This is a genomic window from Nonomuraea sp. NPDC052265, assembly GCF_044547985.1.
In the GTDB taxonomy this organism is placed as follows: domain Bacteria; phylum Actinomycetota; class Actinomycetes; order Streptosporangiales; family Streptosporangiaceae; genus Nonomuraea.
Map to the genome: position 1 here is coordinate 197,846 of NZ_JBIUBJ010000002.1, position 13,717 is coordinate 211,562.

General features: G+C 70.5%; 13 protein-coding genes. 9 read left to right on the forward strand and 4 right to left on the reverse strand.

The window, feature by feature from the left end:
• Nucleotides 1-105 precede the first annotated feature (105 nt).
• Together ACIHAD_RS05945 and ACIHAD_RS05950 are read left to right on the forward strand one after the other, a co-directional pair.
• Nucleotides 106-2,196, forward strand: coding sequence for a SpoIIE family protein phosphatase (locus ACIHAD_RS05945; RefSeq protein WP_397353222.1), 2,091 nt, complete (start codon nucleotides 106-108; stop codon nucleotides 2,194-2,196).
• Nucleotides 2,197-2,438: 242 nt separating this feature from the next.
• On the forward strand, nucleotides 2,439-4,100 hold the full coding sequence (locus ACIHAD_RS05950; protein WP_397353223.1) for an RNA polymerase sigma factor: 1,662 nt from the start codon (nucleotides 2,439-2,441) through the stop codon (nucleotides 4,098-4,100).
• 66 nt (nucleotides 4,101-4,166) lie between these two features.
• Here ACIHAD_RS05950 and ACIHAD_RS05955 read toward each other — a convergent pair whose 3' ends face one another.
• The gene (locus ACIHAD_RS05955) at nucleotides 4,167-4,913 is read right to left on the reverse strand and encodes a YaaA family protein (protein ID WP_397353225.1); all 747 of its coding nucleotides are present in this window, start codon (nucleotides 4,911-4,913) and stop codon (nucleotides 4,167-4,169) included.
• Between the two features lie 60 nt (nucleotides 4,914-4,973).
• Between ACIHAD_RS05955 and ACIHAD_RS05960 the strand changes: the two genes are divergently transcribed.
• Both ACIHAD_RS05960 and ACIHAD_RS05965 read left to right on the forward strand, forming a co-directional pair.
• Nucleotides 4,974-5,372: a hypothetical protein gene (locus ACIHAD_RS05960; protein WP_397353226.1), complete on the forward strand. Its 399-nt coding sequence runs from the start codon at nucleotides 4,974-4,976 to the stop codon at nucleotides 5,370-5,372.
• Entirely contained in the window at nucleotides 5,312-5,500 is a 189-nt protein-coding gene (locus tag ACIHAD_RS05965; RefSeq protein WP_397353228.1) for a GNAT family N-acetyltransferase, read from the forward strand. Before ACIHAD_RS05960 ends, ACIHAD_RS05965 begins: the two co-directional genes overlap by 61 nt.
• An 84-nt stretch (nucleotides 5,501-5,584) precedes the next feature.
• Here the strand turns inward: ACIHAD_RS05965 and ACIHAD_RS05970 are convergent, their stop codons facing one another.
• Complete coding sequence (locus ACIHAD_RS05970; protein WP_125639804.1) at nucleotides 5,585-5,815, reverse strand: hypothetical protein; 231 nt, start codon at nucleotides 5,813-5,815, stop codon at nucleotides 5,585-5,587.
• Nucleotides 5,816-6,062: 247 nt separating this feature from the next.
• Between ACIHAD_RS05970 and ACIHAD_RS05975 the strand changes: the two genes are divergently transcribed.
• The 3 genes from ACIHAD_RS05975 to ACIHAD_RS05985 all read left to right on the forward strand — a co-directional run bounded on the left by ACIHAD_RS05975 (nucleotide 6,063) and on the right by ACIHAD_RS05985 (nucleotide 11,779).
• Entirely contained in the window at nucleotides 6,063-8,129 is a 2,067-nt protein-coding gene (locus tag ACIHAD_RS05975) for a type IIA DNA topoisomerase subunit B (RefSeq protein ID WP_397353229.1), read from the forward strand.
• A gap of 1,272 nt (nucleotides 8,130-9,401) precedes the next feature.
• Nucleotides 9,402-10,760, forward strand: a complete 1,359-nt coding sequence (locus tag ACIHAD_RS05980) for a cytochrome ubiquinol oxidase subunit I (RefSeq protein ID WP_397353230.1) — start codon at nucleotides 9,402-9,404, stop codon at nucleotides 10,758-10,760.
• A gap of 2 nt (nucleotides 10,761-10,762) precedes the next feature.
• A complete protein-coding gene (locus tag ACIHAD_RS05985; RefSeq protein ID WP_397353231.1) occupies nucleotides 10,763-11,779 on the forward strand; it encodes a cytochrome d ubiquinol oxidase subunit II in 1,017 nt (338 codons plus the stop codon).
• On the opposite strand, the gene ACIHAD_RS05990 is transcribed toward ACIHAD_RS05985, so the two are convergent.
• Nucleotides 11,760-12,254: a beta-class carbonic anhydrase gene (locus ACIHAD_RS05990; RefSeq protein WP_397353232.1), complete on the reverse strand. Its 495-nt coding sequence runs from the start codon at nucleotides 12,252-12,254 to the stop codon at nucleotides 11,760-11,762. The two genes, ACIHAD_RS05985 and ACIHAD_RS05990, sit on opposite strands and share 20 nt — an antisense overlap.
• A gap of 139 nt (nucleotides 12,255-12,393) precedes the next feature.
• On the opposite strand from ACIHAD_RS05990, the gene ACIHAD_RS05995 reads away from it, so the two are divergent.
• A complete protein-coding gene (locus tag ACIHAD_RS05995) occupies nucleotides 12,394-12,714 on the forward strand; it encodes a hypothetical protein (RefSeq protein WP_397353233.1) in 321 nt (106 codons plus the stop codon).
• Nucleotides 12,715-12,720: 6 nt separating this feature from the next.
• Here the strand turns inward: ACIHAD_RS05995 and ACIHAD_RS06000 are convergent, their stop codons facing one another.
• Nucleotides 12,721-13,287 carry a thioredoxin family protein gene (locus ACIHAD_RS06000; protein WP_397353234.1) on the reverse strand — a complete coding sequence of 189 codons (567 nt, stop codon included), beginning with the start codon at nucleotides 13,285-13,287 and terminating at the stop codon, nucleotides 12,721-12,723.
• Nucleotides 13,288-13,341: 54 nt separating this feature from the next.
• Between ACIHAD_RS06000 and ACIHAD_RS06005 the strand changes: the two genes are divergently transcribed.
• Nucleotides 13,342-13,713 carry a VOC family protein gene (locus ACIHAD_RS06005; RefSeq protein WP_397353862.1) on the forward strand — a complete coding sequence of 124 codons (372 nt, stop codon included), beginning with the start codon at nucleotides 13,342-13,344 and terminating at the stop codon, nucleotides 13,711-13,713.
• Nucleotides 13,714-13,717: the final 4 nt, after the last annotated feature.

Consider the following 13,717-nt stretch of genomic DNA (forward strand, 5'->3'; position numbering starts at 1 on the left):
GATGATGTACTGCAGAATCCGGTCGCCCGGAGCTGCGCTACGCCGATACACAGTTATGGAGATGTGCCGCGTGGGAGACCCTGGCACGCGACGGAGGTGCCGACCATGAGCGCCGAGACCTCCGTTCCCCGTCCCCGGGAGTCGGATGTGGACATCTCAGACTCCGCCCTGTTCAAGGGCATGCTGTCGGAGGCCGAGTTCGCCTTCGCGTTCTTCGACGGCGATGGCCGCGTCCAGCGGGTCAACGACGTGTTCAGCGACGTCGTCAGCGTGCCCGCCGAGCGCATGGTGGGCCGTTTGCCGGTCGAGGTGCTGGCGGCCGACCTGAGCCAGATCATCACCCACGCCGTCCAGGCCGTCATCGAGAGCGACGCGCCGGTCACCGAGGGTCGCGTGCGCGTGCGTTCCGCCGAGGGCGACACCCGCCACTGGTCGCTGTCGTTCTCGCCGGTCCACGACGAGGCGGGCGAGCTGCGCGCCATCGCGCTGGTGGGCCTCGACGTGACCGAGAGCAGGCAGACCGAGGAGGCGCTGCGCCGCAGCGAGGAGCGCTACCGCTCGCTGGTCGAGGCGCAGTCTCAGCTCGTCTGGATCACCTCGCCCACGGGCGCCGTCGTCGAGGACGCGCCCCAGTGGCGCGCCATCACCGGCCAGGGCCTGGAGGAGTACCTCGCCAACGGCTGGCTGGAGGTCGTCCACCCCGACGAGCGCCAGCAGACCGAGGAGGCCTGGCGCGAGGCGCTGCGCGGCCGCACGATGTTCGAGTGGAACTACCGGGTCCGCACCCGGGCCAGCGGCTACCGCCACTTCGAGGTGCGCGCGGTGCCGATCATCCGGCACGGCAGGGTCGTGGAGTGGGTCGGCGCCAACACCGACGTCACCCCGCAGCGCGAGGCCGAGGAGATGCGCGGCAGGCTGACCGACCAGCTCGGCGCCGCCGCCCTGCGCACCGCCCGGCTCCAGGGCGCCACGGCCCAGCTGGCCGAGGCCCTGACGGTCGAGCAGGTCGTCCAGGTCATCATCGACGTCGGGCGCACCGCCCTGGCCGCCGACCGCTCGGCCGTGGCGCTGCTCGACACCGACCGCGCCGCGCTCAAGCTGGTCAACGGCGAGGGCATCCCCGAGGTCCAGGGCTCGGGCGACGAGATCCCGCTGTCCCACTCCAACGTCATGACGATGGCCGTCAACAGCCGCCGTCCGGTCTTCGCCGAGTCGCCCGAGTCGCTGAAGGCCCAGTTGCTGGAGGCGGGCGACGACGAAGAGGCGCTGGCCGGCTTCATCAGCCAGGGCGACGAGCGGGCCTGGGTCGGCCTGCCGCTGCTGGCCGCCGGCCGGGCGCTCGGCGCGCTGCGCTTCTCGTTCACGCGCCCGCAGAAGATCTCCCAGGAGGACGGCGTCTTCCTGGAGGCGCTGGCCGGGCAGTGCGCCTTGGCGGTGGAGCGGGCCACGCTCTTCGAGCGCGAGCACCGCACCGCCGAGACGCTGCAGCGCAGCCTGCTGCCCGACCGCCTGCCCGTGGTCAAGGGCCTGGTGCTGGCCCAGCGCTTCCGTTCGGGCAGCCGCCACGTCCAGGTCGGCGGCGACTGGTACGACGCGTTCGTCCTGCAGGACGGGCGGGTCGCGGCGGTCGTCGGCGACGTCATGGGCAAGGGCGTCAAGGCCGCGGCGGGCATGGGCCGCATCCGCAACGCCATGCGGGCGCTGGCGCTCACCAACCCTCCGCCTGCGGCCGTGCTCACCGGCCTCGACCGGGTCTTCGAGGCCACGGAAGAGGAGGAGCAGGTGACCACGCTGGCCTACATGGTCGTCGAGCCGGTCACCGGCGAGGGCACGCTGGCCATGGCCGGCCACCCGCCGCCAGTCCTCGTCTCGCCCCAGGGCACGGCGATCCTGTGCGACGCCGAGCCCGGCACGCCGCTGGGCTGGCCGACCAGTCGCAGGCAGTTCCGGTTCGTGGTGCCCCCGGGACACACCGCTGTGCTCTACTCAGACGGTCTCGTGGAGAACAGGAAGCGAGGGCTTGACGCCGGTCTCGCAGAGATTTGCAGTGTTGTGACCGAAGCGCCGCCTGAGGTGGTCAGCAGTCCGCACATGTTGCTGGACTTCCTGGTTGACCGGATGTTGTCTGGATATGAACAGGATGATGACGTTACCGCGCTCGCAATTCACGTTCCGCCAGCCACGAAGAGTGACTGAATGAAACAGTCATAACGGTTGCTTTCGGGTATCAGTGCCCCGCTTACGTACGCACTACTGTCTCGGTCGGCCTAGGGTGGAGGACAACCGCCGGGAGGTGGCCGTATGGAGTGCGGGGTCGTGCCACAATGCTGTGTCAGGTCCGTCGCGCTTCGCACGGCCTCACCGATCTCCGAGAGAGGCAACAGCCCCCAGCGGGCATCTGGGTCCATTGTCGCCACGCGTTCGTTCGAGAGGTGTTCGTGTCGCCTGCAAGTTCGACTCGCTCGAAGCCACAAGAGCTGAACGAGCCCGTCATTCAGCGACTGCTCGAGCGTGGGCGCTCGCAGGGTTTCCTCGAGTCTGAGGATGTCCGTCAGGCCTTCGAGGAGGCGGACATCCCCATGTCGCACGCCGCCGCGTTCTTGCGGAACCTCAGCAAAGAGGGCGTGACCGTGGTGGTGACCGCCGCGGATTCGGCTGCGCCGAAGAAGTCTCGTGGTCCAGCAAAGCGCCGCACCGCTGCCCCCGTCAAGACCAAGACGGCAGCGGCCGCCAAAGAGCAGCAGCCCGAGACCGTGACCGCGGTCGTGGGCGCCGCTGAGGCCGAGCCGGCCGCCAAGAAGCCGGCCCCGGCCAAGAAGGCCGCTCCCGCTCCGAAGAAGGCGGCTCCGGCCGCCGCCAAGAAGGCCAAGCCAGAAGTCAGCGCTGGGCCTGCCGAGACCAAGCCGAAGACAGCCGAGGGCGCCAAGGCGACCGACGCGGACGACGACGATCTCGAGCTCGACGGCGACGTGGAGCTGGAGGACCTCGAGGACATCGAGGTCGACGACATCGTGGCCGAGGACGACTCCGACTCCGAGGGTGACTCCGACTCCGACGACGACTCCGACGACGAGCCCAAGGTCGCCGACGTCGTCGCCGCCACCGCGGACAAGACCGAGGACGAGGTCCTCATCCTGTCCGATGACGACGACGACGCCCCGGTCGCCCAGGTGGCCGCCGCCGGCGCCACCGCCGACCCGGTGAAGGACTACCTCAAGCAGATCGGCAAGGTCCCCCTGCTCAACGCCGAGCAGGAGGTCGAGCTGGCCAAGCGCATCGAGGCTGGCCTGTTCGCCGAGGAGCAGCTGGGCGGCGGCGAGACCGAGAGTCTGCCGGTCGACGTCCGGGCCGAGCTCGAATGGATCGCCGAAGACGGCCGCCGGGCCAAGAACCACCTGCTGGAGGCCAACCTCCGGCTCGTGGTCTCGCTGGCCAAGCGCTACACCGGGCGCGGCATGCTGTTCCTCGACCTGATCCAGGAGGGCAACCTCGGCCTGATCAGGGCCGTGGAGAAGTTCGACTACACCAAGGGCTACAAGTTCTCCACCTACGCCACGTGGTGGATCCGGCAGGCGATCACGCGTGCCATGGCCGACCAGGCGCGGACCATCCGCATCCCGGTCCACATGGTCGAAGTGATCAACAAGCTGGCCCGGGTCCAGCGGCAGATGCTGCAGGACCTCGGCCGCGAGCCCACGCCGGAAGAGCTGGCCCGCGAGCTGGACATGACGCCCGAGAAGGTCGTCGAGGTCCAGAAGTACGGCCGCGAGCCCATCTCCCTGCACACCCCCCTGGGTGAGGAGGGCGACAGCGAGTTCGGTGACCTCATCGAGGACTCCGAGGCCATCGTGCCGGCCGACGCCGTCAGCTTCACGCTGCTGCAGGAGCAGCTGCACTCCGTTCTCGACACGTTGTCGGAGCGGGAGGCGGGCGTCGTGTCCATGCGGTTCGGCCTCACCGACGGGCAGCCGAAGACGCTCGACGAGATCGGCAAGGTCTACGGGGTCACCCGTGAGCGCATTCGCCAGATCGAGTCGAAGACCATGTCCAAGCTGCGTCACCCGTCCCGGTCCCAGGTCCTGCGCGACTACCTGGACTAGGAGTCACCTCGTCGATCGCCCCGTCCGGAACCTTCCGGGCGGGGCGTTCGCCGTTCCCGGGGGTTCTCAGGCCGGGTCGGTGACGTGCACGTCGAGGAGCCAGGGGCGGTTCGGCCGCGCGGGCTCGGTGAGGGCGACCGTCCAGCCCAGGCTGCCGAGGGTCTTGGCCAGTTCCTCGGGTGTGCCGGGGGCCTCCTCCTGCTGGAGCAGGACGCGGGCGATCTCACCCCGGGTGGCCTTGGCCATGTGGCTGACGACCTTGCCGTCGCGGAAGACGCGTACCGACACCGACCGGTCGCCGGGCTGCCAGGCCCCCGCGTACGTGGACGAGCGCAGGTCCACCACCAGCCCCGGAATCCGGTCCAGCTCCTTGGCCAGGTGCGTCCGCCAGTAGGCGGCCAGGCCGCCCAGCGGCGGCAGGCCGACGCCCATCGACAGGCGGTACGGGGGCACCCGGTCGGAGACGCGCAGCACGCCCCACAGGCCGGAGAAGATCAGCACGGACTCCTCCGCCCGGGCCCTGGCGGCGTCGTCCAGGGTGTTCAGGCCGAGGTTGTCGTACAGGACGCCGGTGTAGAGGTCGGCGGCGGGAAGGGTGGGGGCGGTCCGCAACGCCGTGTTCCTGGTCGCCTCGCCCGCCAGGCCGGGCGTCAGCCCGAGCACCTGCGCGGCGTCACGGCGCTTGGAGGCCCGGATGAGCGCGGAGACGACCCGCTTGCGGGCACGGTCGAGCTTGGGGAAGGACAGCTCCCCGAGCGGCGGCCCGCTCCCCTCGGAGGCCTTTCCTTCGGACGGCGGCAGCAGAATCAGCACAACCCCACACCCTAACGGGCCGGTCAGAGGGTGTTCGCGCTGGTCGGCTAGGCTGCGCGGATGAATGTCGACCCGCTGGTGCACCAGGCGTGGCCGGCTTACGAGCAGCGTTCGCACGACGGCTGGGTGCTGCGTTCCGCCGGCGGCGTGACCAAGCGGGCGAACTCGGTGCTGGCCCTGAACGCCCCCACCGACCTGGACGCCGCGATCGGCGCCGCCGAGGCGTTCTACGGCGAGCGGGGACAGAGCTGCGCCTTCTCCGTCGGCCGCGGCACCTGGCCCGGCCTGGACGCCGAGCTGGCCCGCAGAGGGTACGAGCTGAACGACCCGACGGTCGTCATGGCCGGGTCGCGGTCGGCCGGGTCGTGCCGCAGGGCGACACGGCGGGCGTCTTCTGCATGGCGACGTTGCCGCGGGCCCGGCGGCGCGGGCTCGCGCGTACGGTGCTGCGCGCCCTGACCAGGCATGCCGGGGCGAGGAGCGCGTATCTGGTCACCACCGAGCCCAACCGGGCCGCCCAGGCTTTGTACCGCGGTGAGGGTTTCCAGACCGTCGGCCGGTACCACTACCGCGTGCGCAAGGTGTGAACGCAGAACGGCGACCCCGGCGTGGTGCGCCGGGATCGCCGTACTGGTCGTGCAATATGTGGTTATGTGATCACAACGAACGCGTCAGCGGTCGTCGTTGGGGTTCATTGATGGGGTTTCGCTGAGGCGAGCCGACTCGTCCAGGATGTCGGCGCCCTTTTCGCGCAGCGCTGCGACGTGCTGACGCCCATGGTGGGCGCAGAACAGCAGCTCCCCACCAACAGGCAGGGTCGCGCGAATGTAGGCCTGGGCGCCGCAGCGGTCGCAGCGGTCGAGGGCCGTCAGCGGCTTAACGGGGGCGAGAGCTCCAGTCACGTATCGCCTTTCGGGTCACCCCCGCCGAAGCGAGGATCTGGCGTCAGTCACTTGAGACAACATCTAACCGGACGTGGACGTTCCCAACCTCCGCCTCGCTACGCCCAGAGCGGAATGTGTCCGAAAGTAATGGCGATCAGCCGGTTGGTAACAGCAAACGTGTCGCCATGGCAAGCTTGTACGCGTGCCTGAGGGAAGAACGGTAGGCTACGCACACGTGTTCGATGCTTAGACCAGGGGAGCAAGAGTGACGGTAGTGGAGGCGGGTTACACAGCTCGTCACCTGTCGGTGCTTGAGGGCCTCGAGGCCGTACGCAAGCGGCCGGGCATGTACATCGGGTCCACCGACAGCCGCGGGCTCATGCACTGCCTCTGGGAGATCGTGGACAACGGCGTCGACGAGGCGCTGGCCGGCCACTGCGACCGCATCGAGGTCGAGCTCTACGCCGACGGTTCCATCGAGGTGCGAGACAACGGCCGCGGCATCCCGGTCGACATCCATCCCAAGACCGGCCTGGCCGGCGTCGAGCTCGTCTACACCAAGCTTCATGCCGGCGGCAAGTTCGGCAGCGGCTCCTACGGCGCCTCCGGCGGCCTCCACGGCGTCGGCGCCTCCGTGGTCAACGCCCTGTCCTCCCGGCTCGACGTCGAGGTCGACCTCGACGGGCGGGTCCACGAGATCAGCTTCAGGCGCGGCGTGCCCGGCGTCTTCGACGGCGACGGGCCCACGGCCAAGTTCAAGAAGAAGTCCGGGCTGCGGATCGGCGGCACGCTGCCCAAGAACGTCACGGGCACCCGCGTGCGCTTCTGGGCCGACAAGCAGATCTTCCTGCCCGACGCCGAGGTGTCGCTCGACGAGATCCACGTGCGCCTGCGGCAGACCGCGTTCCTGGTGCCCGGCCTGACGCTGGCCGTCTTCGACAGCAGGCAGGAGGAGCGCACCGGCGAGGAGTTCCGCTTCGACGGCGGCATCTCCGAGTTCACCGAGTTCCTGGCCCGCGACGAGCCCGTCTGCGACGTGCTGCGCCTGCAGGGTGTGGGCCACTTCCACGAGACCGTGCCGGTCCTCGACGACCAGGGCCACATGACGCCCACCGAGGTGCAGCGCGAGCTCACCGTCGACGTGGCGGTCCGGTGGGGCAAGGGCTACGAGTCGACCGTCCGCTCGTTCGTCAACGTGATCGCCACCCCCAAGGGCGGCACCCACCTGAGCGGTTTCGAGCGCGGCCTGGTCCGTACGATCAACGAGCTGCTGCGCGAGACCCGGCTGCTGAAGAACGGCGACGACCCGGTCAACAAGGAGGACATCTCCGAGGGGCTGACCGGCGTGGTCACCGTCCGGGTGCCCGAGCCGCAGTTCGAGGGGCAGACCAAGGAGGTGCTTGGCACCTCCGCGGCCACCCGCATCGTCTCCCACGTGGTCTCGCGCGAGCTCAAGGAGCTGTTCGCCAACCCGCCGCGCGGGTTCAAGCAGCCGCTGCGGGCCGTGCTGGAGAAGATCGTCGCCGCCGCCAAGGCCCGCATCGCGGCCCGCGAGCACCGCGACAACCAGCGGCGCAAGAGCGCCCTGGAGAACTCCGCGCTGCCGGCCAAGCTGGTCGACTGCCGCAGCGACGCCGTCGACCGCAGCGAGCTGTTCATCGTCGAGGGCGACTCCGCGCTCGGCACGGCCAAGCTGGCCCGCGACTCCGAGTTCCAGGCGCTGCTGCCGATCCGCGGCAAGATCCTCAACGTGCAGAAGGCGTCCGTGAGCGACATGCTCAAGAACACCGAGTGCGCCGCGATCATCCAGGTGGTGGGGGCCGGGTCGGGGCGTTCGTTCGACATCGAGGCCGCCCGCTACGGCAAGGTCATCCTCATGGCCGACGCCGACGTCGACGGGGCGCACATCCGCTGCCTGCTGCTCACCCTGTTCCACCGCTACATGCGGCCGATGGTGGAGGCCGGGCGGGTGTTCGCGGCCGTGCCGCCGCTGCACCGCATCGAGCTCACCAACCCGGGGCGCGGCAAGGACAAGTACATCTACTGCTACTCCGACGCCGAGCTGCAGAAGGTCCTGCGCGACCTGGAGCGGCGCGGCAAGCGCTGGAAGGACCCGGTGCAGCGGTACAAGGGCCTGGGGGAGATGGACGCCGACCAGCTCGCCGAGACCACGATGGACCCGCGCCACCGGGTGCTGCGCCGGGTGCGCATCGAGGACGCCGAAGGGGCCGAGTCCATCTTCAGCCTGCTGATGGGGAGCGACGTGGCGCCGCGGCGGGAGTTCATCGTCAGCAGCGCGGCCGAGGTCGACCGCGACCACATCGACGCCTGAGCAGGGGGCGCCCTTGGAGGTCGGACATCCGGCCTCAGGGTGTCACCCTGGCTCCAACGGGACACCTGCCTCCATGGGGCCTCGGTCTTCCGGAGGCTCCAGGCTCCCAATGGCCCCCAGGCTCCAGAGGGCCTGGGGCTGAGGAGAGCACCTGGGCTCCCAAGGGCCTCCAGGTTCGGGAGGGTCTCGGGCTGCAGTGTCCAGGCTCCAGATGCCCTCTGCCCCAGAGAGCCCAGTTTCCAAAGGCGGGCTGCATGGACGTGCGGTGGGTCACGGTCCTGGTCCGTCGCGCCCTTGCTGGGACGAGCAGCGGGGTCTGGTTGATCGGGGTCGGGTTCGGGTTTCGGATCCGGAATGCATTGTCCGGGCTGTCGATGATGCCGGGCCGTGGCTGTTCGCCTGTTTCCTGTCGCCGCTACGGCGTGCCCGTCCTGGCTGCGTGAGGCGGTCGCCGCGGCACCCGGTGGTGCGAGCAGGCGGCGCCATGGGGCATCAAAGGCCTCAGATCGCCTCTTCGGACTCACAGAGCCTGGCCTGCGCCGACAGACGGTGCTAGAGACGTCGGGGGCCTCAGGGCTGCCCCGGAGAGCCGGAGCGGAGGATGAGGGCGCTCCGGGGGCGTTCTGGGGGCTCCTGGGGGCCCTCGGGGTTGCTGGGCTGGTGCGGCTGAGGCTCTTGGGGCCTTTGGCCGTCGTTGGCGGTCAGGGCCGGCGGCAGGAGCCCGTTTGGGGTGCAAGACGGGGTGGCTCACTGTAAGGAACCTGGCGGCCCGGTGCTTGGTGGGCCCGGTGGCTTCGGGCCCGGGCTGCAAGCCGTGGTGCGCGAGGCCTGTGACGTGGAGGCGTAAGGCCGGGCTGGGGCCGGGGCTGGGTCTGGAGACTGGGGGCGGAGCTTCCGGGGGGCTGGGCCTGCCTGCTGGGGGCTGGGCTGGGCTTCTGGGGGTCGCGCCTGTGGTGTCGCGGCTGTGGTATCGCGGCCGCGCGCCCGCTGACTCGCGCCCGAGGTGTGGAGTTTGAGGCCCATGGGGTTGGGGCCGGGCGGGATCGGTCGTCTACGGGATCGGGGACTTGTGGTCGGGGCTGGGAATCGGCTCTCGCGGAGTGTGTTTGCTTACATAGGGTAGCGATTGGTTGCGTAGTGTTATTACGGGTACGGGCCGGACGCGACCGTTCACGGGGCAATCGCCAGGAATGAGTCGCCGGATCCCCGTCACGCGCTCGGGGCGTCGTCGCGTGACCGGTCATGGGGTGATGGGCAGGGAGGTGACCGGGGATGGGGCTGGCTGCGGGGGCGGCGGCGGTGGATCTCGGGGCGGCGCGCATGCAGATGGCGTTGTCGCTCGGCTGGCACATCGTCATCGCCTGTCTCGGCGTCGGGATGCCGGCCATCACGTTGCTGGCCGAGTGGCGGGGGCATCGCACCGGGGACAACAACTACCGGCTGCTGGCGCGGCGGTGGGCCAGGGCGCTCGGGGTGCTGTTCGCGGTCGGAGCCGTGTCGGGGACGATCCTGTCGTTCGAGATGGGGATCCTGTGGCCGGGGATGATGGGCGTGTACGGCGAGGTCATCGGCCTGCCGTTCTCCCTGGAGGGCATAGCGTTCTTCGTCGAGGCCATCTTCCTCGGCATCTACCTGTACGCCTGGGACCGCCTGCGGCCCGTCCCGCACCTGCTGTCCGGGATCCCGATCGTGCTGGCGGGGGTGGCCAGCGCGTTCTTCGTGGTCACCGCCAACGCCTGGATGCAGCAGCCCACCGGGTACCGGGTCGAGGGCGGGAGGATCGTCGCGGTCGATCCATGGGCGGCGATGTTCAACCGGGCCACGCCGCCCCAGACCGTGCACATGATCCTGGCGGCGTTCATGGTGGCCGGGTTCCTGATGGCCGGCGTGTACGCGGTCGCCATGCTGCGCGGCCGCCGGGACCGTTACCACCGCCTCGGCCTGCTGCTGCCGCTCACGGTGGCGGCGGCCGTCACGCCCGTGCAGATCGGCGTCGGCGACTGGGCCGCGCACTTCGTGGCCGAGTACCAGCCGGTCAAGCTGGCCGCCATGGAGGGCGTGTTCCGGACGGGCCGCGGCGTGCCGCTGCACCTGGGCGGGATCGCGGTGGACGGCGAGCTGAAGTACGCCCTGGAGATCCCCTACGGCCTGTCCCTGCTGGCCCACTGGAACCCCGACGCCGAGATCACCGGCCTGGAGCAGGTCCCGCCCGCCGATTGGCCGCCGGTCAACATCGTGCACTGGGGGTTCCAGGTCATGGTGATGCTGGGCTTCGCGCTGCTGCTGCTCGCGGCCTGCCTCGCGCTGTCCTGGAAGCGGCGGCGTGACCTGCCGGAGTCCCCGTGGTTCCTGCGCGGGGTCGCACTGTCGGGCGTGGCCGCCGTGCTGGCGCTGGAGAGCGGCTGGGTGGTCACCGAGGTCGGACGCCAGCCGTGGATCGTGTTCCGGGTGATGCGCACGTCGGAGGCGGTCAACCCGGCGCCGGGCCTGGTGTACGGGTTCGTACTGGTCACCGCCGTCTATGCGGTCCTGACCGTGGCCACCGTGTACGTGATGCGCCGCCTGGCCCGCGACGTGCCCGTGCCGCTGGCGCCGCAGGAACCCGACGTCACCGGCTACAAGGTCGTGTGACCATGCCGCTGCCGCAGATCATGCTGGCCGTCCTGTGGACCGGGCTGACGGCGTACGTCCTGTTCGGGGGCGCCGACTTCGGCGGCGGTGTCTGGGACCTGCTGGCCGGCGGCGCGGAGCGCGGCCGGCGGCGGCGGGACCTGGTGGAGCACTCCATCGGCCCGATCTGGGAGGCCAACCACGTGTGGCTGATCTTCGTGATCGTGCTGGCGTGGACCGGCGTGCCGTCGGTGTTCGCCTCGGTCGCCTCGACCCTCTACATCCCGCTCACGCTGGTGGCGCTGGGCGTGATCGGGCGCGGCGCGGCGTTCGCCTTCCGCAAGGTCTCCTCGCGGCTCTGGCAGCGGCGGCTGTTCGGCGCCACCTTCGCCTTCTCCTCGGTGGTGACCCCGTTCTTCCTGGGCGCCGCGGCGGGCGGCATCGCCTCCGGGCGGGTGCCGCCCGGCATCGCCAAGGGCGACCTGGTCGGAAGCTGGTTCAACCCCACGTCGCTGGCGGTCGGCGCGCTGGGCGTCGCCGCGGCCGCGTACCTGGCCGCCGTCTACCTGACCCGCGACGCCCGGCGCGGCGGCGAGGAGGACCTGGCCGAGGAGTTCCGGCGGCGGGCGCTGGGCTGCGGGGCGGTCGTCGGCGTGCTGGCGTTGGTGAGCCTGCTCGTGCTGCGCGCCGACTCGCCCGCCCTGTTCGCCGAGCTGACCTCCGGCCGCGCCCTGCCGCTGCTGGCGCTGTCGGTGCTGGCCGGGCTGGCCTCGCTGGTGCTGCTGTGGCGGCGGGCCTACCTGGCGGTACGCGTCACCGCCGCGCTGGCCGTCACGGGGTTGTTGTGGGGGTGGGGCGTGGGGCAGTACCCCGTGCTGCTCCCCGGCCTAACCCTCGACCGCGCGGCGGCCACCGACGCGGTGCTGGGGGCCAGCCTCGGGTCGCTGGCCGTCGGCGCGGTCCTGCTGGTCCCGTCGCTGTGGTGGTTGTACGCCACCTTCCAGCGCGATCGCGGCGAGGTCAGCCGCCGACCGGCGTGAGCAGGCCCGTGCGCACGTCGTAGATCGCGCCCGTCACCGGCATGTCCGCGGGCAGGAACGGTGTCGTGCGGATGCGGGTGAGGTCGTGCCGGAGCGCCTCGCCCTGGTCGGGGACGGTGTGGAACTCCAGGCTGCGGGTGTCCACCCCGCGGGCCTTGGTCAGCTCGTGCACGTCGGCGTCCGTCACCTTGGTCATCCCGCAGTCGGTGTGCGGCATGACCAGGACCCGCTCGACGCCGAGCAGGTACACGGCGAGCACCAGCGTGCGCAGCACGTCGTCGGTGACGCGGGCGCCGGCGTTGCGCAGGATCTTGGCGTCGCCGGGTTGCAGGCCCAGCAGGCCCAGTGGGTCGATGCGGGAGTCCATGCAGGTCACCACGGCCAGCCCGCGGGCTGCCCGGCCGGTGAGCCCGGAGTCGCCGAAGTCCTTGGCGTACTTCGCGTTGGCGGCATAGAGGTCGTCGAACGCAGTCATGCCTCAGATCTTCCCTTACGTCCCAAAGATGATGCTTTCCGGGGTGGCGACTGGCGCGAGTTCCCGAAGGTCCCACCAAATACACTCACCTTGAGTGATGATGTCGTCACCATCTGTACGCCGTCGAAGAAGGTCAGTCGTGAGTAGGTCCGAATCGCTCGCCGCGTATCTCCGCGCTCAGGCCCGGCGCAGCCTCGACCGTGTGGAGTCCAACGACGACGGGCGCAACGCCAGATGCGCGCTGGCCCTGCTCGACACCGCCGCGTACGCCGCCGGCCTGCCCGAGGACGACCCGATCATCCTCATGCTCGACCAGGCGGGCTGCTACGGGCCGCTCGGCTGCGAGGAGTTCGACCCGGGGGAGGCCGGGGTCCGGCTGATCCGGTCGTGGACCGGCGGCGAGCCCCACGAACTGCTGCTCGCCCTGCCCGCCGCCATCGAGGCCGCGGCCTCCGCCTGAGAGCGGTCAGGCCGTGGGCTCGTTCCCCGGCCGCCACTTGATGCCGCAGCCGATCGAGGCCCGCTGGTCGGCCGGGACGGGGTCGCCCGCGAGCAGCGCGTCGACCGCCGCCCGCAGCGACGAGCCGGTCACGGGGACCGGGTTGCCGGGGCGCGACCCGTCGAACTCCCCCCGGTAGACGAGCCGCAGGTCGCCGTCGTAGAGGAAGAAGTCGGGCGTGCAGGCCGCGCGGTACGCCTTGGCGACGTCCTGGGTGTCGTCCAGCAGGTACGGGAACGCGAACCCCGCTCGCCGGGCCTGCTCGGCCAGGTGTGTGGGATCATCGTCGGGGTAGTTCACGCTGTCGTTGCTGCAGATGCCCACCACCGACAGCCTGGAGCCGTAGCCGGCGGCCAGCGCGCCGAGGCCCGTCTCGATGTGCCGTACGTAGGGGCAGTGGTTGGACAGGAAGACCACCAGCGTGGCGGGGGAGCCCTTGAGGTCCGCGAGCGAGACGCTGCCGCCGTCGATGGCGGTGAGGTCGAAGGAAGGCGCGGGCGCGCCCAGGGGAACCATGAACGAATTGGCAGCCATGACCCTCATTCTCGTCGGCGGGGACGCCGGCGAAACAAGTCCAGGAGGTGAATGATGGACGGCATCGCGGAGTTCCGCACGACGGTTCTCGACTGCCCGGAGCCGCGGGCGCTGGCCGAGTTCTACTCGCGCCTGCTCGGCTGGCCCATCACGGACGAGGACCAGGACTGGGTGGTCGTCGAGGACGGCGGCTCGCCCAAGCGCCTGGCCTTCCAGCGCGTCCCCGGCCACCGGCCGCCGACGTGGCCGGACGGCGAGCGGCCGCAGCAGCTCCACATCGACGTCACGGTCACCGACATGGACAAGGCCGAGCGGCAGGTGCTGGAGATCGGCGCGACCAAGCACGAGCGCCAGCCGAGCGAGGACGACAGCTTCCGGGTCTTCCTCGACCCGGCCGGCCACCCGTTCTGCCTCTGCACGGACTGAGCCG